The sequence below is a fragment of the Streptomyces sp. OR43 genome, assembly GCF_008042275.1.
GTDB lineage: Bacteria > Actinomycetota > Actinomycetes > Streptomycetales > Streptomycetaceae > Streptomyces.
Genome location: NZ_RDBK01000008.1, coordinates 277,438 through 303,722, shown reverse-complemented (window position 1 = coordinate 303,722; position 26,285 = coordinate 277,438). Strand labels below are relative to the sequence as shown.

General features: G+C 70.3%; 25 protein-coding genes, 2 pseudogenes and 1 other annotated feature. Of the genes and pseudogenes, 9 read left to right on the top strand and 18 right to left on the bottom strand.

From position 1 onward, the window contains the following. Nucleotides 1-133: 133 nt before the first annotated feature. Entirely contained in the window at nucleotides 134-760 is a 627-nt protein-coding gene (locus tag EAO72_RS05365) for an NUDIX domain-containing protein (RefSeq protein ID WP_148016029.1), read from the bottom strand. An 88-nt stretch (nucleotides 761-848) separates the two neighbouring features. Continuing rightward, nucleotides 849-2,510 (bottom strand): CTP synthase, encoded by a 1,662-nt coding sequence (locus EAO72_RS05360; protein WP_148016028.1) that lies wholly within the window; start codon nucleotides 2,508-2,510, stop codon nucleotides 849-851. Between the two features lie 405 nt (nucleotides 2,511-2,915). Here EAO72_RS05360 and EAO72_RS05355 point away from each other — a divergent pair, with 405 nt between their 5' ends. The 3 genes and pseudogenes from EAO72_RS05355 (at nucleotide 2,916) to EAO72_RS05345 (ending at nucleotide 7,082) form a co-directional block, all read left to right on the top strand. Next, nucleotides 2,916-4,718 (top strand): glycoside hydrolase family 15 protein, encoded by a 1,803-nt coding sequence (locus EAO72_RS05355; protein ID WP_148016432.1) that lies wholly within the window; start codon nucleotides 2,916-2,918, stop codon nucleotides 4,716-4,718. A 328-nt stretch (nucleotides 4,719-5,046) separates the two neighbouring features. Further along, nucleotides 5,047-5,382, top strand: a pseudogene (locus EAO72_RS42815) (PucR family transcriptional regulator ligand-binding domain-containing protein); the annotation flags it as partial. A 653-nt stretch (nucleotides 5,383-6,035) separates the two neighbouring features. After that, nucleotides 6,036-7,082: a glycosyltransferase family 4 protein gene (locus EAO72_RS05345; RefSeq protein ID WP_148016026.1), complete on the top strand. Its 1,047-nt coding sequence runs from the start codon at nucleotides 6,036-6,038 to the stop codon at nucleotides 7,080-7,082. A 9-nt stretch (nucleotides 7,083-7,091) separates the two neighbouring features. Here EAO72_RS05345 and EAO72_RS43990 read toward each other — a convergent pair whose 3' ends face one another. The 4 genes and pseudogenes from EAO72_RS43990 to EAO72_RS05320 form a co-directional block, all read right to left on the bottom strand. Further along, nucleotides 7,092-7,262, bottom strand: a complete 171-nt coding sequence (locus EAO72_RS43990) for a helix-turn-helix domain-containing protein (RefSeq protein ID WP_410090117.1) — start codon at nucleotides 7,260-7,262, stop codon at nucleotides 7,092-7,094. 75 nt (nucleotides 7,263-7,337) lie between these two features. Next, nucleotides 7,338-7,750, bottom strand: a sequence feature (16S ribosomal RNA rRNA prediction is too short). A gap of 543 nt (nucleotides 7,751-8,293) precedes the next feature. Next, nucleotides 8,294-8,641: a DNA-3-methyladenine glycosylase gene (locus EAO72_RS05330; protein WP_410090054.1), complete on the bottom strand. Its 348-nt coding sequence runs from the start codon at nucleotides 8,639-8,641 to the stop codon at nucleotides 8,294-8,296. 29 nt (nucleotides 8,642-8,670) lie between these two features. Beyond that, nucleotides 8,671-9,282, bottom strand: a complete 612-nt coding sequence (locus EAO72_RS05325; protein ID WP_148016025.1) for a DNA-3-methyladenine glycosylase — start codon at nucleotides 9,280-9,282, stop codon at nucleotides 8,671-8,673. Nucleotides 9,283-9,299: 17 nt separating this feature from the next. Then, nucleotides 9,300-9,455 (bottom strand): annotated as a pseudogene (locus EAO72_RS05320) (DNA-3-methyladenine glycosylase); the annotation flags it as partial. 73 nt (nucleotides 9,456-9,528) lie between these two features. On the opposite strand from EAO72_RS05320, the gene EAO72_RS05315 reads away from it, so the two are divergent. From EAO72_RS05315 to EAO72_RS05305, 3 genes are all read left to right on the top strand, one after another. Further along, nucleotides 9,529-10,311 carry a sporulation protein gene (locus EAO72_RS05315; protein ID WP_148016023.1) on the top strand — a complete coding sequence of 261 codons (783 nt, stop codon included), beginning with the start codon at nucleotides 9,529-9,531 and terminating at the stop codon, nucleotides 10,309-10,311. Nucleotides 10,312-10,386: 75 nt separating this feature from the next. Beyond that, complete coding sequence (locus EAO72_RS05310; RefSeq protein WP_148016022.1) at nucleotides 10,387-10,926, top strand: YbhB/YbcL family Raf kinase inhibitor-like protein; 540 nt, start codon at nucleotides 10,387-10,389, stop codon at nucleotides 10,924-10,926. A gap of 147 nt (nucleotides 10,927-11,073) precedes the next feature. After that, nucleotides 11,074-11,580, top strand: coding sequence for an HNH endonuclease (locus tag EAO72_RS05305; protein WP_148016021.1), 507 nt, complete (start codon nucleotides 11,074-11,076; stop codon nucleotides 11,578-11,580). A gap of 60 nt (nucleotides 11,581-11,640) precedes the next feature. Here EAO72_RS05305 and EAO72_RS05300 read toward each other — a convergent pair whose 3' ends face one another. The 4 genes from EAO72_RS05300 to EAO72_RS05285 form a co-directional block, all read right to left on the bottom strand. Beyond that, the gene (locus tag EAO72_RS05300) at nucleotides 11,641-12,408 is read right to left on the bottom strand and encodes a sulfite exporter TauE/SafE family protein (RefSeq protein ID WP_148016431.1); all 768 of its coding nucleotides are present in this window, start codon (nucleotides 12,406-12,408) and stop codon (nucleotides 11,641-11,643) included. Between the two features lie 62 nt (nucleotides 12,409-12,470). After that, nucleotides 12,471-13,403 (bottom strand): SPFH domain-containing protein, encoded by a 933-nt coding sequence (locus EAO72_RS05295; protein ID WP_148016020.1) that lies wholly within the window; start codon nucleotides 13,401-13,403, stop codon nucleotides 12,471-12,473. Nucleotides 13,404-13,557: 154 nt separating this feature from the next. Beyond that, nucleotides 13,558-13,986 carry an NfeD family protein gene (locus tag EAO72_RS05290; RefSeq protein WP_148016019.1) on the bottom strand — a complete coding sequence of 143 codons (429 nt, stop codon included), beginning with the start codon at nucleotides 13,984-13,986 and terminating at the stop codon, nucleotides 13,558-13,560. Between the two features lie 79 nt (nucleotides 13,987-14,065). Continuing rightward, nucleotides 14,066-14,863, bottom strand: a complete 798-nt coding sequence (locus tag EAO72_RS05285) for an ABC transporter ATP-binding protein (protein WP_148016018.1) — start codon at nucleotides 14,861-14,863, stop codon at nucleotides 14,066-14,068. A gap of 409 nt (nucleotides 14,864-15,272) precedes the next feature. Here EAO72_RS05285 and EAO72_RS05280 point away from each other — a divergent pair, with 409 nt between their 5' ends. Then, nucleotides 15,273-16,052, top strand: coding sequence for a hypothetical protein (locus EAO72_RS05280; RefSeq protein WP_148016017.1), 780 nt, complete (start codon nucleotides 15,273-15,275; stop codon nucleotides 16,050-16,052). Nucleotides 16,053-16,211: 159 nt separating this feature from the next. Here EAO72_RS05280 and EAO72_RS05275 read toward each other — a convergent pair whose 3' ends face one another. The 3 genes from EAO72_RS05275 to EAO72_RS05265 all read right to left on the bottom strand — a co-directional run bounded on the left by EAO72_RS05275 (nucleotide 16,212) and on the right by EAO72_RS05265 (nucleotide 18,491). Beyond that, nucleotides 16,212-16,463 carry a chaplin family protein gene (locus tag EAO72_RS05275; protein WP_148016016.1) on the bottom strand — a complete coding sequence of 84 codons (252 nt, stop codon included), beginning with the start codon at nucleotides 16,461-16,463 and terminating at the stop codon, nucleotides 16,212-16,214. A gap of 245 nt (nucleotides 16,464-16,708) precedes the next feature. Then, nucleotides 16,709-17,353, bottom strand: a complete 645-nt coding sequence (locus tag EAO72_RS05270) for a response regulator (RefSeq protein ID WP_148016015.1) — start codon at nucleotides 17,351-17,353, stop codon at nucleotides 16,709-16,711. Then, the gene (locus EAO72_RS05265) at nucleotides 17,346-18,491 is read right to left on the bottom strand and encodes a GAF domain-containing sensor histidine kinase (protein ID WP_148016014.1); all 1,146 of its coding nucleotides are present in this window, start codon (nucleotides 18,489-18,491) and stop codon (nucleotides 17,346-17,348) included. Before EAO72_RS05265 ends, EAO72_RS05270 begins: the two co-directional genes overlap by 8 nt. Before the next feature lie 487 nt (nucleotides 18,492-18,978). Here EAO72_RS05265 and EAO72_RS05260 point away from each other — a divergent pair, with 487 nt between their 5' ends. Continuing rightward, nucleotides 18,979-19,734, top strand: a complete 756-nt coding sequence (locus EAO72_RS05260; RefSeq protein ID WP_148016013.1) for a transglycosylase SLT domain-containing protein — start codon at nucleotides 18,979-18,981, stop codon at nucleotides 19,732-19,734. A 78-nt stretch (nucleotides 19,735-19,812) separates the two neighbouring features. Here EAO72_RS05260 and EAO72_RS05255 read toward each other — a convergent pair whose 3' ends face one another. Then, nucleotides 19,813-22,392: an ABC transporter ATP-binding protein/permease gene (locus tag EAO72_RS05255; protein WP_148016012.1), complete on the bottom strand. Its 2,580-nt coding sequence runs from the start codon at nucleotides 22,390-22,392 to the stop codon at nucleotides 19,813-19,815. Nucleotides 22,393-22,676: 284 nt separating this feature from the next. Here EAO72_RS05255 and serB point away from each other — a divergent pair, with 284 nt between their 5' ends. Next, a complete protein-coding gene (gene serB / locus EAO72_RS05250) occupies nucleotides 22,677-23,933 on the top strand; it encodes a phosphoserine phosphatase SerB (protein WP_148016011.1) in 1,257 nt (418 codons plus the stop codon). A gap of 74 nt (nucleotides 23,934-24,007) precedes the next feature. Here serB and EAO72_RS05245 read toward each other — a convergent pair whose 3' ends face one another. The 4 genes from EAO72_RS05245 to EAO72_RS05235 form a co-directional block, all read right to left on the bottom strand. Then, a complete protein-coding gene (locus tag EAO72_RS05245; RefSeq protein ID WP_148016010.1) occupies nucleotides 24,008-24,526 on the bottom strand; it encodes a SixA phosphatase family protein in 519 nt (172 codons plus the stop codon). A gap of 74 nt (nucleotides 24,527-24,600) precedes the next feature. Continuing rightward, nucleotides 24,601-24,807: a hypothetical protein gene (locus tag EAO72_RS05240; protein WP_148016009.1), complete on the bottom strand. Its 207-nt coding sequence runs from the start codon at nucleotides 24,805-24,807 to the stop codon at nucleotides 24,601-24,603. A 148-nt stretch (nucleotides 24,808-24,955) separates the two neighbouring features. Next, nucleotides 24,956-25,066, bottom strand: coding sequence for an SGM_5486 family transporter-associated protein (locus EAO72_RS42810; protein WP_261991352.1), 111 nt, complete (start codon nucleotides 25,064-25,066; stop codon nucleotides 24,956-24,958). A 26-nt stretch (nucleotides 25,067-25,092) separates the two neighbouring features. Next, nucleotides 25,093-26,285: CynX/NimT family MFS transporter (locus tag EAO72_RS05235; RefSeq protein ID WP_148016430.1), on the bottom strand; the 1,193-nt coding region annotated here is incomplete at its 5' end.

Genomic DNA, 26,285 nt, shown 5'->3' with positions numbered 1-26,285 from the left:
GCGCGAAGACGTAGCGGCCGGCCTGCGCCAAGCATCGCCGGGCGTTCCGTCAGGCCGACGTACCGACGTACCGACGTACCGTCAGGCTGCCAGACCGACGCGCCGCCTGACTGCCAGGCAGGCCGGCAGTCAGTCAGGCCTCGAACGGCCGGGCGGGCCAGGGCGCCTCCGCGGGCCGCAGCGAGTCGACCCCGTCGCCCGCGAGCGCCGCCGTGAGCGCGAGCGCCCCCACCACGAGGCAGTTGTTGTGCAGATCCCCGGCGAGGGCGCCCCGCACCAGGTCCTGGAGCGGCACCCGGGCCAGCTCCATGTCGGCCTCCTCCTCGGAGACGGCGAAGCGCTCCCCGTCCGCCTCGGAGATGTTCCGGGCGAGGAAGATGCGTACGGCCTCGTCGCAGCCGCCGGGCGTCGTGTAGACGTCGGTCAGCACCCGCCAGTCCTCGGCCTTGACGTACGCCTCCTCGTAGAGCTCGCGCTGCGCGGCGTGCAGCGGGTTCTCGCCGGGTACGTCGAGGAGCCCGGCCGGGATCTCCCACAGCTTGTGGCGCACCGGGTGCCGGTACTGGCGCAGGACGAGGACGCGGTCCTCGTCGTCGAGCGCGAGCACGGCGACCGAGCCGGGGTGGACCTGGTAGTCGCGGCGCGCGATCGTGCCGTCGGGCATCTCGACGTCGTCGGTGCGGACGCTGGTCTTTTTGCCCCGGAACGGCGTCTCGGTCGCGGTGACCGGCCATTCCTCGGGCGTGTCCTGGAAACCCATCTACGTCCTCCCACAAAAAACAGTGACCGGGGTACGCGTCCTCGAAGGATGCGTACCCCGGTCAACCGTAACGCTTGCGGGGATGCGGTTACTTAACCGGCTTGGCGCCCGTCTTGCGTGCGACGGCCGCCTTCACCAGGCCCGCGAAGAGCGGGTGCGGGCGGGTCGGGCGGGAGCGCAGCTCCGGGTGCGCCTGGGTGGCGACCAGGTACGGGTGGACCTCGCGCGGGTACTCGACGTACTCGACGAGCTTGTTGTCCGGGGAGGTGCCGGAGAAGACCAGACCGGCCTTCTTCTCCAGCTCGGCGCGGTAGGAGTTGTTGACCTCGTAGCGGTGGCGGTGGCGCTCGTCCACGTACGGCTGGTCGTCGTAGGCCTCACGGACCAGCGAGCCCTCGGCGAGCTTCGCCGGGTACAGGCCCAGGCGCATGGTGCCGCCCAGGTCGCCCGCGCCCTCGACGTACGCCAGCTGCTCCTCCATCGTCGAGATGACGGGGTGGGCGGTGGCGGCGTCGAACTCGGTGGAGTTGGCGTCGGGGATCTCGGCGAGGTTGCGGGCCGCCTCGATCACGATGCACTGGAGGCCCAGGCAGAGACCGAGGAGCGGCACCTTGTTCTCGCGGGCGTACTGGATGGCGCCGACCTTGCCGATGACACCGCGCTCGCCGAAACCGCCGGGGATGCAGACGGCATCGACGTCGCCGAGCTGCTTCTTGGCACCGGCCGGGGTCTTGCAGTCGTCGGAGGCGACCCACTTGACCTTGACGCGGGCCTTGTTGGCGAAGCCGCCGGCCCGGATGGCCTCGGTGACCGAGAGATAGGCGTCGGGCAGGTCGATGTACTTGCCGACCAGGGCGACGGTGACCTCGTGGTCGGGGTTGTGGACCCGGTCCAGCAGATCGCCCCAGGTGGTCCAGTCGACGTCGCGGAACGGCAGGTCGAGCTTGCGCACGACGTAGGCGTCCAGGCCCTCGGAGTGCAGGACCTTCGGGATGTCGTAGATCGACTTGGCGTCGGGGCAGGCCACCACGGCGGCCTCGTCGACGTCGCACATCAGCGAGATCTTGCGCTTGATGGCGGTCGGTACGTCACGGTCGGCGCGGAGCACGATGGCGTCCGGCTGGATACCGATGTTGCGCAGGGCGGCGACGGAGTGCTGGGTCGGCTTGGTCTTGAGCTCGCCGGACGGGCCGATGTAGGGCAGCAGCGAGATGTGCACGACGAAGACGTTGTCCCGGCCCACCTCGTGGCGGACCTGGCGGACGGTCTCCAGGAACGGCAGGGACTCGATGTCGCCGACCGTGCCGCCGACCTCGGTGATGACGACGTCGACGTCGTCGGTGGCCATGCGGCGGATGCGGTGCTTGATCTCGTTGGTGATGTGCGGGATGACCTGCACGGTGTCACCGAGGTACTCGCCGCGCCGTTCCTTGGCGATGACCGTCGAGTAGACCTGGCCGGTGGTGACGTTGGCGGAACCGTCGAGGTCCACGTCCAGGAAGCGCTCGTAGTGGCCGATGTCCAGGTCCGTCTCGGCGCCGTCGTTGGTGACGAACACCTCGCCGTGCTGGAACGGGTTCATCGTGCCCGGGTCGACGTTCAGGTACGGGTCGAGCTTCTGCATGGTGACCCGGAGGCCGCGCGCCTTGAGCAGGGCACCGAGGCTGGAGGCAGTCAGACCCTTGCCGAGGGAAGAGGCGACACCCCCGGTGACGAAGATGTGCTTGGTCGTCGTGGATGTGGGCTGCATAGCCAAAGGGGGCTCCCGTGGTCGCGATCGTGAGGTGCGTACCGGCGTTCCCGTCCGGAGGGTTCCGGAGGTGCCGTCGCTGCGGTTCGGGGGCCTCGTCTGCTCTCGCTGACGACCACCGTCCACGGGCTACCAGGGTAACAGCGACGACGGGAGCCTGCTTCCGGCCACTCCCGGCACACTGGGGTCACGGGATCACCGCACGTCTCTCACACCCCACTCGTTCGGCTCATCCCGGTTGTCAAGAGCGTCGCGCGGATCACCCGGGTGCGTCGTATCCTGCTCGGATACTCGCTCCGGGCGAGGTACGCGTTCGCAGGTACCCCCACATCAACCCCTTGCAACGACCTCTTGACCCGCAGTAATGCCCCACGGGGCGACATGGCCGTTCGACTGGAGATGCACGTGGCCGGGCGCATCGAGGATTACGCACTCATCGGAGACATGCAGACCGCCGCCCTGGTCTGCCGGGACGGCACGGCCGACTGGCTGTGCCTGCCCCGCTTCGATTCACACGCCGTCTTCGCGGGACTGCTGGGCACCGAGGAGCACGGCTTCTGGCGCCTGGGACCGGCCCGCGCGGAGGGCACGGAACCGCCGTCGGCGGACCGTCGCCGCTATCGCGGGGACTCACTGATCCTGGAATCGGAATGGGACACGCCGCGCGGCACGGTCAGAGTGACCGACTTCATGCCGCCGCGCGACGGCGCGCCCCAGCTGATCCGGATCGTGGAGGGAATCAGCGGCCGGGTGCCGATGCGCTCGGAGCTGCGGATGCGGTTCAGCTACGGGCGCGTCACCCCCTGGGTGCACAAGGTGGACGGCCGTACGGTCGCCGTCGCGGGCCCCGACTCGGTCTGGTACGACACCCCCGCGGAGACGTACGGCGAGAACCTGACCACGTACTCCGACTTCACCGTGGCCCCGGGTGACCGGATCGCGTTCACCATCAGCTGGCAGCCCTCGCACCGCGAACCGCCCGCACTCCCGGACCCGGAGGGCTCCCTGGAGGCCACCGCGGACTTCTGGCGCGCGTGGGTGGACCAGTGCACGTACCACGGCCCCTACCGCGAGGCCGTGGTCCGCTCGCTGATCACCCTGAAGGCCCTGACGTACGCGCCGACCGGCGGCATCGTCGCCGCGCCGACCACCTCCCTGCCGGAGGACATCGGCGGCTCCCGCAACTGGGACTACCGCTACACCTGGCTGCGCGACGCCGCGATCACCCTCTCCTCGCTGCTGCGCACCGGCTACCGCGAGGAGGCCCGCGCCTGGCGCGAATGGCTGCTGCGCGCGGTGGCGGGCGACCCCGAGAACCTGCAGATCATGTACGGGATCGCGGGCGAGCGCGAGCTGGGCGAGGCCGAGCTGGAGTGGCTGCCCGGGTACGAGAACTCCGGCCCGGTCCGCGTCGGCAACGGCGCCGCGGGCCAGCTCCAGCTGGATGTGTACGGCGAGGTCACCGAGGCGCTGCACCTGGCACACATGACGGGCCTGACCCGCAACGACTACGCGACCGGTCTCCAGCTCAAGCTGATCGAGTACCTGGAGAAGCACTGGGACGAGCCGGACGAGGGCATCTGGGAGGTCCGCGGTCCCCGCCGGCACTTCGTGCACTCCAAGGTGATGGCCTGGGTCGCGGTCGACCGGACCATCAAGCTGATCGAGTCCGGCGACACGGACGGGCCGCTGGAACAGTGGCGCGAACTGCGCGACGACATCCACCGGGACGTCTGCGAGCGGGGCTACGACAAGGAGCGCAACACCTTCACCCAGTCCTACGGGTCGAAGGAGCTGGACGCCTCACTGCTGCTGATCCCGCAGATGGGCTTCCTGCCGCCCGACGACAAACGGGTCATCGGCACCATCGAGGCGATCCAGCGCGAGCTGTCCACCGAGGACGGCTTCGTGCTGCGCTACCCCACCTCGGGCGAGAACGCGGGCGTGGACGGCCTGGAGGGCGACGAGGGCGCGTTCCTGGCGTGCTCGTTCTGGCTGGCGGACGACCTGGCGATGATCGGCCGGGTCGACGAGGCCCGCCAGCTCTTCGAGCGTCTGCTGTCCCTGCGCAACGACCTGGGCCTGCTGGCCGAGGAGTGGGACGCGCGGCTCCAGCGCCAGGTCGGCAACTTCCCGCAGGCCTTCAGTCACGTGCCGCTGATCGACACGGCGCTGCGGCTGACGGCGAGCGGGGCGTACGTGGGCTGACGGCGGGCGGGGCGTACGGGCCGGCGGCGGGCGGGGCGCACCCGGGCCGGCGGCGGCCCAACGCCGTGCCCGGGCCGGGTACGCGGTGGGCCGGGTACGCGGTGGGCCGGGTGCGCGAGGGGCCGGGTACGCGGTGGGCCGGGTACGGGTCCGCCGCGGTGCCACCGCGTCTGCCGGCCTCCGCCTCCGGGCCGTCACGACCGGGCGGATCCCCAGGGCAGCCCCCGCCCGGAGCCGCGCGCGCCCCGGGCCGGTACCTTCCTGACCAGGGCGGCCGCAATCGCGTGACCGCCCGGTCCGGACGACGTGAAGCGCGAGGCCATAGTCAGTGGAGACCCGAGGCGGCATCACCGTGCAGCGTGCCCTTGAGCTGCCGGGGCTGCGCAGCGGACTCCCCGAGGTGGTGACCGGGGCCGAGCGGCTGGGCCGCACCGTGCGCTGGGTGCACGCGGGCGAGGTCCCCAACATCGCGTCGCTGCTCAAGGGCGGCGAACTGCTCCTCACCACCGGCCTGGGGCTCGGCACCCGCCCCGCCGAGCAGCGCGCGTTCGTCCGCCGGCTCGCGGACCGGGGCATCGCCGCCCTCGTGGTGGAGCTCGGTCCGCGCTTCAGCAGGCTGCCGTCGTCGATCGTGGACGCCGCCCGCGCGGCCGGACTGCCGCTGGTCCAGCTGCACCGCGAGGTGCCGTTCGTGACGGTGACGGAGGAGATCCACACCGAGATCGTCAACGGTCACTACGCGCTCCTCCAGCAGGCCGAGGAGGTCCACCGCCGCTGCACCCAGGCCCTGCTCGGAGGCGGCGGGGTGCCGCAGGTGCTCGGCATCCTGGCGGACTTCACGGCCAATCCGGTCTTCCTGGAGACGGCGGACGGCCAGCTGCTGTACGCGGCGGGCACCGAGTCGGGCCCGGTCTCCGCCGATCCGCTCCAGGTCTGGGACGGGATGCGCGGCGACCGTGCGGCCCGCGAGTCGCCGCCCGTCGGCGCGGTGCTCGTGGATGTGCCGGGCGGCGGTCCGGGGACCGGTTCGGTACGGGCCAGGCTGGTCCTGCTGGCGGTGGACGGCCCGTTGGTGCCGGTGCACCGGATGGCGGCGGAGCGGGCCGCGGGCATCCTCGCGGTGGTACTGATGCAGGCCCGCCAGGAGGAGGAGCTCGCGGCGCGCGGCCGCGGGGACTTCCTCACCGATCTCGCGGAGGGCCGGATCGCCCCCGAGGACGCGCCGGCGCAGGCCCGCGTGCTGGGCTTCAGGCCGGGCCAGATGCCGCTGCTTCCCGTGGTGATGCGGCTGGCTCCCGAGCTCTCGCCCTCCGGCAACTGGGCCCTGCTGGCGCGCGCGGTGCTGGAGGAGCTGTCCTCGGTCGGTGTGCCGGTGCTGCTCGGCGTGCGGCCGGTGGAGGGCCGGGTACCGCTGCTGCTGGGGCTGCGCACGGAGACGGAACGTACGGCGGTGGCCGACCGGGTCGCCGCGGCGCTGCGGGCCGGGGTGGCGCGGGTGCCGACGTCGTGCACGCGCACGGACTGCACGCCGCCGTCCGGGCCGCACTGGCGCTCGGCGGCCGGCAGGTACCGCTCGTCGTCACCTGGCACACCAGGACCCACGCCGAGGGCGCGCGCCGCCGACTGGTCCACCTGCTGGAGCGGAGAGCCGCCCGGGCGGCGTCCGTGGTGCTCGGCGCCTCGTCGGACCTGGTCGACCGGGCCCGGCGCCGGGGTGCGCGCGACGCCCGCCTCGCGCCCGTCGCCGTACCCGCACCCCGGCATCCCCCGCCCGCTCCCGACGGAAAGGTGCGCGCCGAACTCGGGGCGGTGGAGCGGCCGTTGATCATGGCGGTGGGCAGTCTCGTACCGCATCACGGGTACGGCACGCTGCTCGACGCGGCCCGGATGTGGCGGCGGCTCGACCCCGTACCCCTGCTGGTCGTCGCGGGCGAAGGACGGGAGCGGGCGGCGCTCCGGCGCCGGATCAAGGCCGAGGACCTGCCCGTCTCGCTGATCGGCAGCCGCACCGACATCCCCGAACTCCTGGCTGCCGCCGACCTGGTCGTGATGTCCAGTCGCTGGGAGGCGCGGTCGCTGCTGGCCCAGGAGGCGTTGCGGATCGGTGTGCCGCTGGTCGCCACCGCCGTCGGTGGCGTACCCGAACTCGTGGGCGACGCCGCGGAACTCGTGCCGTACGCGAACGCGGAGGCGCTCGCCCGGGCCGTGGCCCGCCTGCTCGGCGATCCGGCGGAACGGGACCGGCTGGCGGCCGCCGGCCTCCGGCAGGCGGCGAGTTGGCCGACCGAGGACGACACGATCGCCCAAGTGCTCAGCGTGTACGACGAGTTGATTCAGCCGCTGGCAACGGCCCGTACCCGCTGAGACCGCCGGTCAGGTCGCGTGGCGGCGGGCGCGCAGGGCCAGGCTCAGTGCCAGGACGGCCTGCGGGTCGTCGAGATCGGTGCCGAGCAGCTCACCGATGCGGGCCAGCCGGTTGTACAGGGTCTGACGGTTCAGATGCAGCTCACGTGCCGTTTCCGCCTTGCGGCCCGCGTGGGCCAGATACGTCTCCAGCGTGGGCAGCAGCGGCGGGCGCGAAGTGCGGTCGTGATCGCGCAGCGGGCCGATCGCCCGCTCGACGAACGCGGCCAGGTCCGGGTGGTCCCGCAGCCGCCACAGCAGCAGATCGATGTCGAGCCGCCGGGCGTCGTACCAGGGCCGGTCGCTGAGCCCGTGTGCGGCCGTCGCCGTCTCGGCCGCGTGCCGTACCCGTGATGCGGTACGAGACTGCCCACCGCCATGATCAACGGCCGCTCCACCGCCCCGAGTTCGGGCTCATCCTTCACCGCCGGAGCTTTTAACCTTCCCCCATGAGAGAGAAGGTATTATCCGGTATTAGACCCCGTTTCCAGGGCTTGTCCCAGAGTGAAGGGCAGATTGCCCACGTGTTACTCACCCGTTCGCCACTAATCCACCCCGAAAGGCTTCATCGTTCGACTTGCATGTGTTAAGCACGCCGCCAGCGTTCGTCCTGAGCCAGGATCAAACTCTCCGTGAATGTTTTCCCGTAATCGGGTAGACACCACGAGAGCGGAACAACCAAGTCGGAATAGGACCGGTCGTTCGCTATGTCCTCGCTGTGTGCATTGCCTGCCAAGCCCGAAGGCCTGCCAGGACTTTCAAAGGAACCTCGAACCTGCCGAAACAGGTCGGGGTATCAACATATCTGGCGTTGACTTTTGGCACGCTGTTGAGTTCTCAAGGAACGGACGCTTCCTTCGTACTCACCCTCTCGGGCTTTCCTCCGGGCGCTTCCCTTCGGTCTTGCGTTTCCGACTCTATCAGACTCTTTCGTGTCCGATTCCCGGTCGAAGCGGGTCTTGCATTTCCGCTTTCAGTTCTTCGCTTTCGCGTTTCCCTTTCGGCGTGTCCACTACTTTAGCCGAATTCCTCGGTGACTCATAATCGAGTCCTGGAGAAGAATTTCGGCATGCCGAAACTCGCACCCTCAAGGGTGAGTCGTAGGTAGTGGTTGGCCGCTTCGAGTTGCCCGGCGTGCGATCCGATGGACCGAACCAAAAGCTGTACTCGTGTCAAGCGGCTCGGACTACATTAGGCGTCCCCCAAGGGCGAGTCAAGTCGGCCGACGGAGTGGTGCGTGGGCGCGGTACGGGCTCACCGCCGGGCCCCTCGGTCCGGAAGCGCCACCGGAGCGCCGCTCCGTCACCGCCCACGCCCGTGCGCGGACCGTTGCGTGCCTGGTCGGGGGGTGGAGAAGAGCCGTGCAGTAGGAAGAGGTGTGCACCGGGGTGCGCGACGGCAGCGGTGCCGTCGAGTGCCCGGTCGATGTCCAGCGCCGCCGCGAGGCGGGCGGGGTCTTTGGCCGGATCCCGGTCGCTGCGGGCCGAGAACCGGCCACAGGTTCCGAGCCGCGCGCTCACCGCCGGCCGTGCGCAAGGCGCGCAGTGGCTCAGGCTCCGGCGGGCGGTTTGGCACGCGGGCTCAGTCGGTACGCCGAGACCGTCGGATCACCGGCGAGGTAGAACCGGTGTTGCCAGTCGTGGGCCTTGCTCACGCCTACCCGCGGACCGATCTGGATGAGCGCGGCCGATACCGATTCCCCCTCGGACAACATGACCGAGGAACCTGCCAGGAGATCCGCGCCGTTGTGCTCTCCCGTGATGCCCAGTGCCTGGCAGAAGTTCCCCGGACCTCGGGCGAGACGCGGACTCTCGACCTTCTGCCCTCGCCGCTTGCGTGCCAGGTCCTCTCCCTCGATGACCCTGCCTGCCCGGATGAGGACGGCCGAGGCGATGCCGTCCGTCCCGGTGACGACGTTGGCGCACCAGTGGAGGCCGTGGGAGCGGTACACGTACAGATGACCTGCGGGTCCGAACATGACCGCGTTACGGGGGGTCCGGCCCCGGTAGGCATGGGAGGCCGGGTCGGCCGCGCCGGAGTAGGCCTCGGTCTCCGTGATGGCGATGCTCACGGTGCCCTCCGGGGTCTTGCAGCTGAGCACGCTCCCGAGCAGCTTGGGAGCGACGTGTTCGGCAGGGTGGGCGAGGAGATCGACGTTCATGCCGACTGCCTTGACGTGCCGGAGGTGAAGTAGACGTACGCGTGGCCCGGGGGCCCGTACATGACACCATCGCGCCGCGTCCGGACGCGGCCCAGGGGATCCGGTGCCACCTCCGGTACGGGGCGGTCGGAGAGGTCCCGCGTCAGCGGCGTACGGTCCTGGCCATCGATCATGACGTTCGAGGTTACCGGGAACCGACTACGGTCATGGCGCGTATGTAGGGGTCAGGACCTAGGAGGAGAAAACATGGGCTTCAAGCGGCTGCTCGCGAGTATGGGTGCCGGTGGCGCCTCGGTGGAGACGGAGCTGACCGAGCTCAACGTCGTACCGGGTGGGGTCGTCCAGGGCGAGGTGCGGATCCAGGGCGGGTCCGTGGACCAGCAGATCGAGGGGCTCTCCGTCGGTCTGCAGGCCCGGGTCGAGGTCGAGGGCCAGGACCAGGAGACCAAGCAGGACATCGAGTTCACCAAGCTGCGTCTCGGCGGCGCGTTCGAGGTGCGGGCGGGTGCGGTGCACGTCGTGCCGTTCGGGCTCGAGATCCCGTGGGAGACGCCGATCACGATGTTCGCGGGCCAGCACCTGCACGGCATGAACATCGGGGTGACCACGGAGCTGGAGATCGCGCGGGCGCTGGACTCGGGCGACCTCGACCCCATCAACGTGCACCCGCTGCCGGCGCAGCAGGCCATCCTGGACGCCTTCGGGCAGCTGGGCTTCGGGTTCCGCAGCGCGGACATGGAGCGCGGCCACATCCGCGGCACGCGTCAGCGGCTGCCGTTCTACCAGGAGATCGAGTTCTTCCCGCCGTCGCAGTACCGGGGGCTGAACCAGGTCGAGCTGACGTTCGTCGCGGACGACCGCGAGATGGACGTCGTTCTGGAGATGGACAAGAAGCCTGGGCTCTTCAGTGAGGGCAGCGACTCGTACCGTGCGTTCAAGGTGGGCCTGAACGACTTCGGGGGGACCGACTGGGCGGCGTACCTCAATCAGTGGCTGGCGCAGGTCGGCGGGCAGCGCAACTGGCTCTAGGGTCGGAGGGAAGGAGCCGTTCCGGCTCCTTCCGAAATCCTTCCGGGAGCAGAACCGATCAGGAGAGGTGCTGACGTGACCGAGCCGAAGAGGGCCCCGCTGCCGCACGACTTCCATCCCGAGGTCCCGTCGTTCACCGTGGTGAGCGAGGACCTCGCGCCGGGGGCCGTGCTCGCGGACGCACAGGTCTACGCGGCGGGGAACACCTCGCCGCAGCTGCGGTGGGAGGGTTTCCCCGCGGGAACGAAGAGTTTCGCCGTGACGTGCTTCGATCCGGATGCCCCGACGGGCAGCGGGTTCTGGCACTGGGTGGTCTTCGACATTCCGGCGTCGGTCACGGAGCTGCCGGCGGGCGCGGGCAGCGGGACGTTCGAGGGACTGCCCGCGGGGGCCGTGCAGGCCCGTAACGACTACGGGTCGAAGGAGTTCGGCGGAGCCGCTCCGCCAGCCGGGGAGAACCACCGCTACGTGTTCACCGTGTACGCGGTGGACAGCGAGAAGCTCGGTCCCGACAGCGACACCCCTCCCGCGGCGGTCGGCTTCAACCTGCGGTTCCACACGCTGGGCCGTGCCCAGCTGATCGGTGAGTACGCGGAGCCCGCCGCGAGCGAGTGAAGCCAAAGGTTCCACCCCTGTTTGCCCTGCCCTGGTCTTGGAGAGATCAGGGCAGGGCATTTTTTATTGCGTTGTCCATCACGGCCGGCCCGGCCAGAGTTGATCCGGGCCTGCCAGGGGGCGGGCGGCACACGGGAGGTGGGCGAAATGCGGGACACACTGGTGCTGAACGCGAGCTTCGAGCCGCTGTCGACGGTGACGCTGAACCGTGCGGTGGTGCTGATCCTTCAGGACAAGGCCGTCGTCGAGCAGTCGCACCCCGATCTCCGTATGCGTGGTGCCGCCGTGGACATCCCGGTGCCCCGGGTGATCAGGCTCTGCCGGTACGTACGGGTGCCGTTCCGAAGACAGGCACCGTGGTCCAGAAGGGGTGTGCTGATCCGGGACCAGCACCGGTGCGCGTACTGCGGGCGGCGGGCGAGCACCGTCGACCATGTGGTGCCGCGGGCCCAGGGCGGTCAGGACACATGGCTCAACACGGTGGCCTCCTGCGCCGAGGACAACCACCGCAAGGCGGCGCGGACGCCGGAGCAGGCGGGGATGCCGCTGCTGAGGCAGCCGTTCGTGCCCTCGCCCGCGGACGCGATGCTGCTGGCGCTGGGGGCCGGCGACCGGTCGGCGCTGCCGGAGTGGCTGGCGCAGTCCGCGGCGTAGCCGCCGTACGGCTGGTGACGTAGGGGAAGCCCGCTCCGGTGCGGAGCGGGCTTCCCCGCGTCAGCGGAGTACCAGCTGGACGATGGCGGCCGTGCCGACCGTGACGATGAGGGCGCGCAGGAACGTGGGGCTGAGCCTGCGGCCGATCTTGGCGCCGATCTGGCCGCCGAGCGCGGAACCCACCGCGATCAGTACGACGGCCGTCCAGTCGAAGTCCGCGACGAAGAGGAAGAAGAGCGCGGCGATGCTGTTGACGACGGCCGCCAGGACGTTCTTCACGGCGTTGAGGCGCTGCATGGTGTCGTCGAGCAGCATGCCCATCAGGGAGAGGTAGATGATCCCCTGGGCGGCGGTGAAGTAGCCGCCGTACACACTGGCGAGCATCAGGCCGATGAAGAGCAGCGGGCCGCCGTCGGAGCGGGCTGGGGTACCGGTGTGTTCACGGCGGCGCTGGACCGCTTTGCTGATGCGCGGTTGCAGGATGACCAGGACGAGGGCCAGCGCGACCAGGATCGGGACGATGGTCTCGAAGGCGGTCGACGGCAGCTTCAGCAGCAGGGTGGCGCCGGTGAGGCCGCCGATCAGGGCGCCGACGGAGAGCTTGAGGACGCGGCGGCGCTGTCCCTGGAGTTCCTTGCGGTAGCCGATCGCGCCGCTGATGGAGCCGGGGATCAGACCGAGTGCGTTGGAGACCGTCGCGGTGACCGGGGGAAGGCCGGTGGCGAGCAGCACCGGGAAGGTGATCAGTGTCCCCGAGCCGACGATCGTGTTGATCGTGCCCGCGCTGATGCCCGCGACGAAGACGGCGAGCATCTCCCAGGTGTTCACGTCGAATCCCCCGTGCATGATCGGTGCTTGGTGCACTGATCATGCACGAGGGTATGTACACGTCAGTCGACCGGGGGCTCCTCGCGGCGCTCCTTGCCGCCGGTGTCGAAGCCGGGCATGCCGGTGCCGAGGTTCCCGAACGCGCCGCTGAGGCCCTTGAGGGCGTCGCCGATCTCGCTGGGCACGATCCAGAGCTTGTTGGCGTCGCCCTCGGCGATCTTCGGGAGCATCTGGAGGTACTGGTACGAGAGGAGCTTCTGGTCCGGGTCGCCGGCGTGGATCGCCTCGAAGACCGTACGGACGGCCTGGGCCTCGCCCTCGGCGCGCAGGGCGGCCGCCTTGGCCTCACCCTCGGCGCGCAGGATCGCGGACTGCTTCTCGCCCTCCGCGGTGAGGATCGCCGACTGGCGGGTTCCTTCGGCCTGGAGGATCGCGGCGCGCTTGTCACGGTCGGCGCGCATCTGCTTCTCCATCGAGTCCTGGATGGAGGTGGGCGGCTCGATCGCCTTCAGTTCGACGCGGTTGACGCGGATGCCCCACTTGCCGGTCGCCTCGTCGAGGACTCCGCGCAGCGCGGCGTTGATCTCCTCGCGGGAGGTCAGGGTCCGCTCCAGGTCCATGCCGCCGATGATGTTGCGGAGCGTGGTGACGGTGAGCTGCTCGATGGCCTGGATGTAGCTGGCGACCTCGTACGTCGCCGCCCTGGCGTCGGTCACCTGGTAGTAGATGACCGTGTCGATGTTGACGACCAGGTTGTCCTGGGTGATCACCGGCTGCGGCGGGAAGGGAACGACCTGTTCACGCAGGTCGATCCGGTTGCGGATCGAGTCGATGAACGGGACGACGATGTTCAGGCCCGCGTTGAGGGTGCGGGTGTACCGGCCGAAACGTTCCACGATGGCGGCGCTGGCCTGGGGGATGACCTGGATCGTCTTGATCAGAGCGATGAAGACGAGCACCACCAGAATGATCAGGACGATGATGATCGGTTGCATCGTTTTCCTCGTGCCCTTCGGTTGCCGACGGATCGCGATGAGCGAGGTCGAGATCGGATGGGCCGTGGGTCAGGTCGGTTGTCCTGCCGGTCCGGTTTCCATGATGATCGACATCGAGTCTCGCAGAACGGGCGCTGCTGTGGGGGTCGTTCGGTCACATGACGACAGCCGTCGCCCCGTCGATGTCGACGACATCGACCTGTTGGCCCGGTTCGAAGCTCAGCTCCGCGTCGAGGGCGCGGGCCGACCAGATCTCCCCGGCCAGCTTGATCCGGCCACCGCTGCCGTCGACCCGTTCCAGCACGACGGCCTGACGGCCCTTCAGCGCGTCGATGCCGGTGGCCAGGTGGGGCCGGTCCGCGCGATGCCGGTTGGCGATCGGACGGACCACGGCGATGAGGGCCACCGAGACGATGACGAAGACCAGGACCTGGGCCACGATTCCACCGCCGAGGGCCGCGACGACCGCCGCGACGACCGCTCCGACGGCGAACATGCCGAACTCGGGCATCGCGGTCAGGACGAGGGGGATGCCCAGTCCCACCGCGCCGATCAGCCACCACACCCACGCGTCGATGTCCACGTGGTCATCGTATGACCGCGAGTCCCTCCGGGGACAGTGCGCGAGCGGCCGGGTCCGGCGGTGCCGGGAGCAACGCCCCTCAGCCGAGCGGCAGTCCACGGGCCGTGTAGCGATCGCCCTGGTGCTCGACCACGAGCGGGAGGCCGAAGCAGAGGGAGAGGTTGCGGGAGCTGAGCTCGGTCTCCATGGGGCCGGCGGCGAGGACCTTGCCCTGACGGATCATCAGGACGTGGGTGAAGCCGGGGGCGATCTCCTCGACGTGGTGGGTCACCATGATCATGGACGGCGCGTACGGGTCGCGGGCCAGCCGCCCGAGGCGGCGGACCAGGTCCTCGCGGCCGCCCAGGTCGAGACCGGCGGCCGGCTCGTCGAGGAGGAGCAGCTCCGGGTCGGTCATCATGGCGCGGGCGATCAGGGTGCGCTTGCGCTCGCCCTCGGACAGCGTGCCGAACTTCCGGTCGAGGTACTCGGTCATGCCGAGCCGGTCGAGGAAGGCGCGGGCGCGGTCCTCGTCGACCTTGTCGTAGTTCTCGTTCCAGGTGGCGGTCATGCCGTACGCGGCGGTGAGCACCGTCTGCAGCACGGTCTGGCGCCTGGGCAGCTTCTCGGCCATGGCGACGCCCGCGATGCCGATGCGGGGGCGCAGGTCGAAGACGTCGGTGCCGACGCCGCCGAGCTGCTCGCCGAGGACCGTGGCGGTGCCCTTGGTCGGGAAGAGGTAGCTGGACGCGATGTTGAGGAGGGTGGTCTTGCCGGCGCCGTTCGGGCCGAGGATGACCCAGCGCTCACCCTCCTTGACCGACCAGGAGACATCGTCCACCAGAGCGCGTCCGTCGCGGACCACTGATACGTCCACCAGCTCCAGTACATCGCTCATGAGCGCGTTGTCTCCCCATGCAGTCTCGAGATCGTCGCGTGCCTGTGGGCACAGCTCCCAGGGAAAACCTACGCCACTGCGCGAGCTCTTCAGGCGCTGGGCCCGTCGTCGCCCCGCTGTCCCCTGTCCGACAATGGCGAGCGCCGCGTCGTCCGGCGACACGAGCCCGGCCAGCAACGCGTTGCCCCAAGCGGCCAGCAGCCCTGAGCGTGGTTCCGAAAGCATGGCGACAGCCTAGGGGCTGTCCGGCGGGTCACGGCCGGGGTCGCGGCGTCTGGTGGGGTGCATCGCAAGGCGCCGGAGCGTCCTGGCACCGGAGCTGTCCGGTCGTTTCGGCGACGCCGCGAGGTGCCGTGCCAGACGCCGCGACCCCGGCCGTGACCCGCCGGACAGCCCCTAGGCTGTCGCCATGCTTTCGGAACCACGCTCAGGGCTGCTGGCCGCTTGGGGCAACGCGTTGCTGGCCGGGCTCGTGTCGCCGGACGACGCGGCGCTCGCCATTGTCGGACAGGACGCGGTGCACCGCGTCGAGGGGCTGCCGGGTGAGGCGGGACCGGTCGGTCTCACGCTCGCCCTGGGGCGGCTGCGCGGGCTGGGGGTGACGGGCTTCCGGGTCGCGCTGCCGGTTCCCGGACACCTGCTGGGCCTCAGCGGCCCGGCGGACTTCAACGCCCGGGCGCTGGAGGCCGAGGAGGCCGTGGTCACCTTCGGTGCTCCGTACGGGCTGGTGCCCGAGGTGCGGGAGGCGGGGCCCGCCGGGGACCTCCACGTCGATGTGGTGTGGCAGTGCCTGGCGGTACGCGAGGCTCCGCCGGCCGACGTGCCGTCGCTGGGCGAGGCGGAACGGGAGCTCGCCGAGGCGTTGCGGGATGCGACGGCGCTGCTGTCACGGCTCGATGTGGCCGGGTCGGGGCCGGTGGCCGAGGCGGCGGTGGACGCGTACCGGGCGCGGGCGGAGCGGGGGCGTGAGGTGCTCGCCCCGGGGTATCCGCCGCGGGCGGTGCGGGTGCTGGAGCTGGCCCAGCGGGTCGGGCTGCTGGTCTCGGTGGCGCAGGAGAACGGGCACGGCGGCGCGGTGAGCGCGTCGGAGATGGCGGCGCGCGGGGAGGCGCTGCGGCCGGTGGAGCGGGTGGCCCGGCGGGCGCAGGTGGCGGCGTACAACGCGTATGTGGAGGAGCGGGCGCGGTAGGCGCACGGGGCCGGGCCGCGGGTCCTCAGCGGGGCGCCGGGAAGGCATGGTCCGGCCGTCCCGGTGGCTGCGCGCAGGGAAACCCACAGGCGGACGGCGTGATGCCGCCGCCCGGTCCCGCATGGGGCCGGGCGGCGGCATCACCGTGGACGCGGCGCGTCAGCCGTTCAGGCCGAAGTTGCCGAAGGCCGGGTTGAGCAGGCCGACCACGTTGACGGTGTTGCCGACCACGTTCACCGGGACGTGGACCGGGACCTGGACGAGGTTGCCGCTGGCCACACCCGGGGAGTGGGCCGCGACACCGTGGGCGCCGGCACCGCTGTGACCGGTGGCGGAGGCCGCGCCGGCACCGGCGGCGATGATGCCACCGGCGATCATGGTGACGGCGGCAGCCTTCTTCAGGTTCTTCACTTCAGGATCCTCCTAGCGTCGCTGCGGCCAGCCGCCGCAGCACGCCATGAAGAACGCCCCGGGCCGGAAGAGGATGCGCCGTTCGGGTGACGTACACACGGGAGTGTGAAACCCGGGCCCGGAGGGTGACGCCCGGATTAGGTCAGCTGTTTCGGTCGGGCGGGTGTTGCGGTCGCGCGGTCGATTGGGTCGCGCGGGTTGTTTCGGTCGGGCGAGCCGGTCGCGCGGTTGATTCGGTCGCGCGGTCAGCCCGCAGCCCCGTGCCTGACCGCCCAGAGCGCTGCCTGGGTGCGGTCGGAGAGGTCCAGCTTCATCAGGATGTTGGAGACGTGTGTCTTGACGGTCTTCTCGGAGAGCACCAGGGCCCGCGCGATCTCCCGGTTCGACCGGCCGTCGGCGATGAGCCCCAGGACCTCACGCTCCCGCTCGGTGAGGGTGCTCCCCCGGCCCGTGCCGCTGCCCGGCTCGTCCTGCGCCAGCAGCGCACCTGCCACTTCGGGCTGGAGCAGGACGTGGCCCGCGTACACCGAGCGGATGGCGCCGGCCAGCGCGTCCGGGTCGACGTCCTTGTACACGTAGCCGGAGGCGCCTGCGCGCAGGGCCGGGACGACGGTGCGCTGTTCGGTGAAGCTGGTGACGATCAGTACCTTGGCCGGGTTCTCCAGCTCGCGGAGCCTGCGCAGGGCCTCGATGCCGTCGGTGCCCGGCATCTTGATGTCCATCAGCACCACGTCGGGCCGCAGCTCCTCCGTCCTGGCCACCCCTTCGGCGCCGTCGGCCGCCTCGCCGACGACCTCTATGTCGTCCTGGATCTCCAGGAACGTGCGCAGACCGCGGCGGACCACTTGGTGGTCGTCGACCAGCAGCACCCTGATGAGCCTGTCAGCCACCGGGCACCTCCATCTCGATCGTGGTGCCCGTGCCGGGCGCCGATTCAACGGTGAGCTTGCCGCCGACGCCGTCGGCGCGGTCCCGCATCGAGACGAGGCCCAGATGCCGGCCCGCCCGGCGGGTGGCCGCCGGGTCGAAGCCGTGGCCGTCGTCCGAGATCCTCAGCACCGTGGAGCCGTCGCGGCGGGTGAGGGTGACATCGACGTGCCCGGCGCCGGAGTGGCGCAGCGCGTTGTGCAGGGCCTCCTGGGAGACCCGGAGCAGCGCCTCCTCCTGGGCTGCGGGCAGGGCACGTACCGCCGCGCTCGCGAAGGTGACGCGGGCGGTGTGGGCGCGGTCCAGGACCTGGATCTGGGTCCGGAGGGTGGCGACGAGGCCGTCCTCGTCCAGGCCCGCCGGGCGCAGTTCGACGACGGCGGCGCGCAGCTCGTCGACGGCCTCGGCCGCCAGGGCGGCGACCTGCTGGAGCTCGCCCTTGGCGCGGGCCGGGTCGCGGTCGACCAGGGCGGCGGCGGCCTGGGCGGTGAGCCGGAGGGAGAAGAGCTTCTGGCTGACCGCGTCGTGCAGCTCGTGGGCGAGCCGTGAGCGTTCCTCGGCGATGGTGAGCTCGCGGCTGCGCTCGTACAGCCGGGCGTTCGTGAGAGCAATCGCGGCGTGCTGGGCGAGGATCCCCAGCAGCTCCTCGTCCTCGGCGGTGAATCCGCAGGTGCCCTCGGGCTTCGGGCAGCGCTTGTTGGCGAGGAAGAGGGCGCCGATGATGTCGTCGCCGTCCCTGATCGGCAGCCCCAGGAAGTCGGACATGTCGGGGTGGGCGGCCGGCCAGCCCTCGAAGCGCGGGTCCTTGCGGACATCGGCCAGTCGCTCGGGCTTCGCCTCGTGGAGCATCGCGGCGAGGATGCCGTGCTGGCGCGGAAGCGGGCCGATGGCCTTCCACTGTTCGTCGCTGACACCGTCGACGACGAACTGGGCGAAGCCGCCGTGATCGTCGGGGACCCCGAGGGCCGCGTACTCGGCGTCCAGCAGTTCGCGGGCCGAGGCGACGATCGTTTTCAGGACGTCCCGCATTTCGAGGTGCCGGCTCATGGCGAGCAGCGCGGCACTCACCGCAGCGAGGCCCGACGGAGGGCGATGGCTCATGGCCTCAAGGTACCGGCGGGCCCCCTGCCCCGTATCGGGCTGTGGACGGCCCTGACCGGGGCGCTGGGACTAGGACCATGAGCCGAGCCGCTCCCCCCGCGGACGCCGGCGGCGTTCCCACCGGCGCCCGATCGCTCCGCACCCGCCGCTCCGCACCCGCCGCTCCACAGCCCCCGGAACCTAACATTCCGCATTGCTGGAGCAACGGACGGTGAGCTTATCGCCCGCCCGATGTGAGGCCACGCATAGGACCCACGTCACTTACGAAGCCCCCTAGTGGAGCGAAAAGGGCGATTTGGGTGGTCATGGGCAGGGATCAATGGCCTCAAACGGCTTCCTGTTCCACTATCTGGCTTCGTACGTCACACCTTTGCCACGCCGTTTTGCTGCCGCTAACAATTGCACTCGTCCCCGACGGAGAAGCGAAGCCGCCTCCCGTCTTCGTCCTCCGTGAGGACCTTCCGCGATTCGAAGAGGTACGCCTGATATGACCGCGTCCAGCATTCCCGGCCGTCTCCGACGCCTGAACAAGACCCAGAAGCTCTCCGCCGCCGGCATCTCCGCCGTCGCCGCCGCTGCCCTCTCCTTGTCCCTGGTGCCCGGTAACGCCGAGGCCGAGACCGAGCCTCAGGCACTCTCCGCAAGCCCCGTCGTCTTCGGGTCCGCCGCCGCCGCCCCGCAGGCCCGGACCATCCAGAACAGCATCCTCGAGCAGCACTCCACCGCCGAGCAGCTGGTGAAGGCCGCCGACGCCGCGAAGGCCAAGAAGGCCGCCGCCGTACAGGCGAAGGTCGACGCCGTCGCCAAGGCCGACGCCCAGAAGGCGAAGAAGAAGGCCGCCGCGAAGTGGAAGGCCAAGAAGGCCGCCGAGAAGCGCAGCTCGCACGCTGCCAGCCGTTCCGAGTCCCGTGCCCCCGTGTACGCGAACAACCTGGACGGCTGGATCAAGGAATCCCTGTCCATCATGAAGAAGAAGGGCATTCCTGGCACGTACGAGGGGCTGCACCGCAACATCATCCGTGAGTCCAGCGGCAACCCGAACGCCATCAACGACTGGGACATCAACGCCCAGAACGGCGTGCCGTCGATCGGTCTGCTGCAGATCATCAAGCCGACCTTCGACTACTACCACGTCAGTGGTACCCCCCACACCCAGTACGACCCGGTCGCCAACCTGACCGCCGCGGCCAACTACGCCGCCGACAAGTACGGCTCGATCGACAACGTCGACAGCGCGTACTGAGCAGCTCCTGTATGACGCCGAAGGGCGGCACCCCGTGGGGTGCCGCCCTTCGGCGTCGTGCTGTGCGCGGGACAGCCGCTACTTGCGCATGACCTCGGGCTCGTGGCGGCGCAGCAGTCGCGCGACCGCCACACCGCAGATGATGCCGAGGACCAGCAGCACCGCGACGTTCATCCCCCACTGTCCGGCCGAGTGCTCCCACAGCGGGTCCAGGTCCGTGGGGTTCTTCTGGTCCCACGGCGGCATCAGGTGGGCGAGGTCGAGCGTGGAGCCCGCGCCCGCGATGGCCCAGCGGGACGGCATCAGCCAGGCGAACTGCTCCAGGCCGGGCGATCCGTACACCTGGAAGAGGATGCCGGTGAAGACGACCTGGACGATCGCGAACATGACCAGCAGCGGCATGGTCTTCTCGGAGGTCTTCACCAGCGAGGAGATCACCAGGCCGAACATCATCGAGGTGAAGCCGAGCGCGATGATCGTCACGCAGAGTTCCACGGCGGGCGGCATGATCAGGCCCTCGGCGGGCAGATCGCGGGTGGCGAAGCCGATGCCGCAGATGATGACGCCCTGGATGGCCGTGATCACGCCGAGCACGATCACCTTGGACATCAGGTAGGCCGAGCGGGAGAGGCCGGTGGCCCGTTCCCGTTCGTAGATGACCCGTTCCTTGATCAGCTCTCGTACGGAGTTGGCGGCGGCGGAGAAGGTCATCCCGATCACCAGGATCAGCATGATCGTGCCGGCGTCGCCGTTGAACCGGGACGGCGGCTTCGGCGGGGCGAGGCCGAAGTCGGCGGGGATGACCACGCTGACGATGCCGAGCACCGCCGGCAGGATCACCATCAGGCCCATGAAGCCCTTGTCGGACGCGATCACCGAGACGTAGCGGCGCATCAGCGTCCACAGCTGGGTCATCCAGCCCTGCGGCTTCGGCGGACGCATCTGCTGGTGCGGCGGCATGTGCACGGGCTGCGCGGCGACGGCGTCGATGTCCGCGGCGTACATCTGGTAGTGCTGCGAGCCGCGCCAGCGGCCCGACCAGTCGTAGTCGCGGTAGTTCTCGAACGCCGAGAAGACGTCGGCCCAGGTGCTGTAGCCGAAGAAGTTGAGCGCTTCCTCCGGCGGGCCGAAGTAGGCGACGGAACCGCCCGGCGCCATCACCAGGAGCTTGTCGCAGATGGCCAGCTCGGCGACCGAGTGCGTGACGACCAGGACGGTACGGCCGTCGTCGGCCAGGCCGCGCAGCAACTGCATGACATCGCGGTCCATGCCCGGGTCGAGGCCGGAGGTCGGCTCGTCCAGGAAGATCAGCGAGGGCTTGGTCAGCAGCTCCAGGGCCACGGAGACGCGCTTGCGCTGGCCGCCGGAGAGCGAGGTGACCTTCTTGTCCTTGTGGATGTCGAGCTTGAGCTCGGCGAGGACCTCATGGATCCGGGCCTGGCGCTCCGCCTCCGTGGTGTCCGCGGGGAAGCGGAGCTTGGCGGCGTACTTGAGGGCCCGGGTGACCGTGAGTTCCTTGTGCAGGATGTCGTCCTGCGGGACCAGACCGATGCGCTGGCGGAGCTCGGCGAACTGCTTGTAGAGGTTTCGGTTGTCGTAGAGGACGTCGCCCTGGTTGGCGGGCCGGTATCCGGTGAGCGCCTTGAGCAGGGTCGACTTTCCGGAGCCGGACGGGCCGATGACGCCGATCAGCGACTTCTCCGGGACGCCGAACGAGACGTCCTTGAGGATCTGCTTCCCGCCGTCGACCGTCACCGTGAGGTGGCGTGCGGCGAAGGAGACCTCACCGGTGTCGACGAACTCCTCGAGCCGGTCGCCGACCAGCCGGAAGGTCGAGTGACCGACGCCGACGATGTCGTTCGGGCCGATGAGCGCGGAGCCCGACTTCGAGAGCGGCTGGCCGTTGACGTAGGTGCCGTTGTGGGATCCGAGGTCGCGGATCTCGAACCGGCCGTCGGGTGTCGCGTGGAACTCGGCGTGGTGACGCGAGACCTGGAGGTCGGAGACGACCAGCTCGTTCTCCAGCGCACGGCCGATCCGCATCACCCGGCCGAGCGCCAGCTGGTGGAACGTGGTCGGGCTGCGGTCGCCGTACACGGGCGGCGCCCCCGCCGCGCCGCCCGGGCCACCCGCGTGAGGTGCCGCTGCTGCCGGTGCCATGCCCTGCTGCTGCGGCACATGGGGCTGCTGAGGCTGGGCCTGGGGCTGCTGCGGCCAGGCCTGCTGCTGGGCCGGCGGCTGCTGCCCGCCCGGTCCCGGCTGGTGCAGTCCCGGGTACGGCTGCTGCTGCGGCGCCTGCTGCGGCTGCTGGGCCGGGGCCTGGGCGCCCGCGGCCGCCTGCCCGCTGTACGCGTCGGCGCCGCTGAGGCTCAGCCGGGGGCCGTCCGTGGCGTTGCCCAGGTTCACGGTGGAGCCGGGCCCGATCTCCATCTGGTGGATCCGCTGGCCCTGCACATACGTGCCGTTGGTACTGCCGTGGTCCTCGATGAACCAACCGCGTCCGCTCCAGCTGATCGTGGCGTGCCGCCACGACACTCTGGCGTCGTCGATCGTCATGTCACCCTGCGGATCCCGCCCGAGGGTGTACGACCTGGACGGATCGAGCGTCCAGGTCCTGCCATTCAATTCCAGTACGAGTTCCGGCACTCCGCGCCCCACTAGTTGTCCCCCGAATTACCCCCGTTGCAGGGAGTCTAGGGATGCTGAACATCGTGGCGAACTATTCCAGGAGCAGTCCCCGATGCGAAAGCCGGGCGGGAGGTTGACCGAACCGAGACCGCACCGTTGCGAACGACCCGGACCAATTCATGAGGTATCACCACAACAGCCAACGGGCCGCCGCAGACCTCACCGAAGGCGGATATCCCCGGCACCCAGCCGGCTGTCCGGCCCTCGGGACGGGCCGTCGGGGGCGTACCGCGGACCGATACGGTGGGAGCACCATGAGCGCATCTCAGCCCCCTCAGTCCTCGCTGTCCCCTGAGCCTCCTGAGTCACGTCGGGACGCGGACACGCCGACCCTTCTGGTAAAGATCTTCGGGAAGGACCGGCCCGGCATCACCGCCGGGCTCTTCGACACCCTCGCCGCCTACTCGGTCGACGTCGTCGACATCGAGCAGGTCGTCACCCGTGGCCGTATCGTCCTGTGCGCGCTGGTCACCGCCCCGACCGCGGGCGGGACCACCGAGGGCGACCTGCGGGCCACCGTGCACAGCTGGGCCGAGTCGCTGAAGCTGCAGGCCGAGATCATCTCCGGCACGGGCGACAACCGTCCGCGCGGCGACGGCCGTTCCCATGTGACGGTGCTCGGACATCCGCTGACCGCGGAGTCGACCGCGGCCATAGCGGCCACGATCACCTCGACCGGCGGCAACATCGACCGTATCTTCCGGCTGGCGAAGTATCCGGTCACCGCCGTCGAGTTCGCGGTGTCGGGCACCGGGACCGAGACACTGCGCACCGCACTGGCCGTCGAGGCCGCCGGGATCGGGGTCGACGTGGCGGTCGTCTCGGCCGGGCTCAGCCGCCGGGCGCAGCGCCTCGTCGTGATGGACGTCGACTCCACGCTCATCCAGGACGAGGTCATCGAACTCTTCGCGGCCCATGCCGGCTGCGAGGCCGAGGTCGCGGCCGTGACCGAGCAGGCGATGCGCGGCGAGCTCGACTTCGAGCAGTCGCTGCACGCGCGGGTGGCGCTGCTGGCGGGGCTCGACGTGTCGGTGGTGGAGAAGGTGCGTGCCGACGTCCGGCTGACGCCGGGTGCCCGCACCCTGATCCGTACGCTGAAGCGGCTCGGCTACCAAGTGGGCGTCGTCTCCGGCGGGTTCACGCAGGTGACGGACGACCTCAAGGAGCGGCTCGGGCTCGACTTCGCCTCTGCCAACACCCTGGAGGTCGTCGACGGCAAGCTCACCGGCCGGGTGACCGGGGACATCGTCGACCGGGCGGGCAAGGCCCGGCTGCTGCGCAGCTTCGCCGCGGAGGCCGGGGTGCCGCTGGCGCAGACGGTGGCGATCGGTGACGGGGCGAACGACCTGGACATGCTGAACACCGCGGGACTCGGGGTCGCCTTCAACGCCAAGCCGGTGGTCCGCGAGGCCGCGCACACCGCGGTGAACGTGCCGTTCCTGGACACCGTGCTCTATCTGCTCGGCATCACCCGCGAAGAGGTCGAGGCCGCCGACGGCCTCGTCGAATAGCGGCGCACGCGACAGGGCCCGGGTGCGCACGCTTCGGCGTGGGCACCCGGGCCCTGTACATGAACCGGGGGCGGTCAGTCGTTCGGAGTCCAGTACTCGACGAGCTTGCCGACGCCGTGCTCCACGCTCTTCCAGCTGCCGGGCACCTCGACCACGGCGAACGCGGCGGTCGGGAAACCGCCGCGGGTCATCCGCGCCAGGGCGTCACCCTCCGTAGAGCCCGCCAGGGCGTCGGCGACGGCGTGCATGCCCGGGTTGTGGCCGATCACCAGGAGGTCGCGGACCTCGTCGGGGGTCTCGTTGATCAAAGCGATCAGCTCGCCGAGCGAGGCCTCGTAGAGCCTCTCCTCGTACACGGTCCTGGGGCGCTCGGGCATCTCGTGCACGGCCAGCTTCCAGGTCTCGCGCGTCCTGGCCGCGGTCGAACAGAGGGCCAGATCGAAGACGATTCCGGAATCGGCGAGTTTGCGGCCTGCCACGGGGGCATCCTTGCGGCCGCGCTCCGCGAGCGGCCGCTCATGGTCGGAGTCCTGCGACCATTCCGCCTTTGCATGCCTGAGAAGGACGATCCTGCGAGGTGTATCGACGCTCATACACCTCAGCTTCGCATGAAATGTGCCACCTGGCGCAGGGTGTTGGAGGGCTCCCCCGCCCCGTGCTCCGGACCTCAGGGAGTCAGCAGCTCCACGATTCGCTGCAGCAACCGGCCGACCGCGGGATCGCCCGTGGCGGCGTGCGCCTGCCCCGGTCCGGCGATCAGCAGGAGGAGCGCGCCGAAGGCCACGGCGGGCAGCGCGACGGCCCACCACGGCAGCCGGACCTCGACGCCGGCGGTGTCCGGGCGGGTGGAGCGGGTGTGCGTACGGGCCGGCATGTCCGCCTCCGTGGGTGCTGGATTCCGATACCCAGAACCTACGGATCGGGGGGCGCCGCTCCCATCCGGTGACCCACCCACTTCACCCTGACCCTGGCCCCCTAGGGGATGGTGGGGCTAGCCCCACCATCGCGCCGGGGGCCGTGCGTCACGGGGAGGCGAGGGAGGCGATCACGCCGATGACGACCGTGATCAGCAGCATGGCCCCGAAGACCATGAGCAGCTTCTTCTGACCGTTCTGGGGATTCGGATCGAGCACAGGAGACATGGCCCCAGTCTCGCATCTCAGCATTCGTCCTCGATCGTCCGGTCCCGGCCCGCCAGGATGCCGGCCACCATCTGCGGCACCATCAGGGCCGCCATGAGGGCGATCGGCAGCCCCCAGCCGCCGCTGTGCTGGTAGAGCACGCCGACCAGGAGCGGGCCGGGGATCGAGATGAGGTAGCCGGTGGACTGGGCGAACGCGGAGAGCCGGACCACTCCGGCGCCGCTGCGGGAGCGCATGCCGATCATGGTGAGGGCGAGCGGGAAGGCGCAGTTCGAGATGCCGAGGAGCAGCGCCCAGGCCCAGGCCCCGCCGGACGGGGCGAGGTAGAGGCCCGCGTAGCCGATGAGGCCGCAGGCGCCGAGGAAGACGACGATCGGGCCCTGGTTCCTCATCCGGGCGGCGACCCTCGGGATGACGAAGGCGAGCGGCACGCCCATGGCCATGGTGAGGGCGAGCAGGACTCCCGCCGTGCCGGCCGGGACACCGGCGTCGCGGAAGATCTGGGGCATCCACCCCATGGTGATGTAGGCGGCGGTGGCCTGGAGCCCGAAGAAGCAGGCGAGAGCCCAGGCGGTGCGGCTGCGGGTGATCCGGAGCGCGGGGGCCTCGGTCCGGTGGGCCGCGGGATGTCCGGCGGCGCCGCCGCGGTCCCGTACCAGCGGGATCCACGGCAGGATCGCGGCGGCGGCGAGCGCGGCCCAGACGCCGAGGCCGGCCTTCCAGCTGCCGCCCATCGCCTCGGTCATGGGTACGGTCACGGCCGCGGCCAGCGAGGTGCCGAGGGCCAGGGCCATGGAGTAGAGGCCGGTCATGGAGCCGACGCGGTCGGGGAACCAGCGCTTGACGATCACCGGCATCAGGACGTTGCTGACGGCGATGCCCATGAGGGCGAGCGCGCTCGCGGCGAGGAAGCCTGCCGTGCCGCCGACGAGGGGCCTGATCACCAGGCCCGCGGTGATGGCGACCATGCCCGCGCAGACGACGGCGCCCGGTCCGAAGCGGCGGGCCAGGCGCGGGGCCATGACGCCGAACACCGCGAAGCAGAGCGGCGGTACGGAGGTGAGTACGCCGGCGACGCTGCCGCTCATGTGGAGGCCGTCGCGCACCTCTTCGAGGAGGGCGCCGAGGCTGGTGATGGCGGGGCGGAGGTTGAGCGCGGTGAGGACGAGTCCGACGGCGACCAGGCGGAACACCCACGGGGCGGGGCGGC

Bases quoted from the DNA above. Each gene is read 5' to 3' on its own strand.
- EAO72_RS05280 (WP_148016017.1), top strand. From the start codon at position 15,273: ATGCTTTCGGAACCACGCTCAGGGCTGCTGGCCGCTTGGGGCAACGCG.
- EAO72_RS05285 (WP_148016018.1), bottom strand. From the start codon at position 14,863: ATGAGCGATGTACTGGAGCTGGTGGACGTATCAGTGGTCCGCGACGGA.
- EAO72_RS05260 (WP_148016013.1), top strand. From the start codon at position 18,979: ATGACCGCGTCCAGCATTCCCGGCCGTCTCCGACGCCTGAACAAGACC.
- EAO72_RS05295 (WP_148016020.1), bottom strand. From the start codon at position 13,403: ATGCAACCGATCATCATCGTCCTGATCATTCTGGTGGTGCTCGTCTTC.
- EAO72_RS05245 (WP_148016010.1), bottom strand. From the start codon at position 24,526: ATGAGCGTCGATACACCTCGCAGGATCGTCCTTCTCAGGCATGCAAAG.
- EAO72_RS05365 (WP_148016029.1), bottom strand. From the start codon at position 760: ATGGGTTTCCAGGACACGCCCGAGGAATGGCCGGTCACCGCGACCGAG.
- EAO72_RS05305 (WP_148016021.1), top strand. From the start codon at position 11,074: ATGCGGGACACACTGGTGCTGAACGCGAGCTTCGAGCCGCTGTCGACG.
- serB (WP_148016011.1), top strand. From the start codon at position 22,677: ATGAGCGCATCTCAGCCCCCTCAGTCCTCGCTGTCCCCTGAGCCTCCT.
- EAO72_RS05325 (WP_148016025.1), bottom strand. From the start codon at position 9,282: ATGAACGTCGATCTCCTCGCCCACCCTGCCGAACACGTCGCTCCCAAG.
- EAO72_RS05315 (WP_148016023.1), top strand. From the start codon at position 9,529: ATGGGCTTCAAGCGGCTGCTCGCGAGTATGGGTGCCGGTGGCGCCTCG.
- EAO72_RS05360 (WP_148016028.1), bottom strand. From the start codon at position 2,510: ATGCAGCCCACATCCACGACGACCAAGCACATCTTCGTCACCGGGGGT.
- EAO72_RS05265 (WP_148016014.1), bottom strand. From the start codon at position 18,491: ATGAGCCATCGCCCTCCGTCGGGCCTCGCTGCGGTGAGTGCCGCGCTG.
- EAO72_RS05240 (WP_148016009.1), bottom strand. From the start codon at position 24,807: ATGCCGGCCCGTACGCACACCCGCTCCACCCGCCCGGACACCGCCGGC.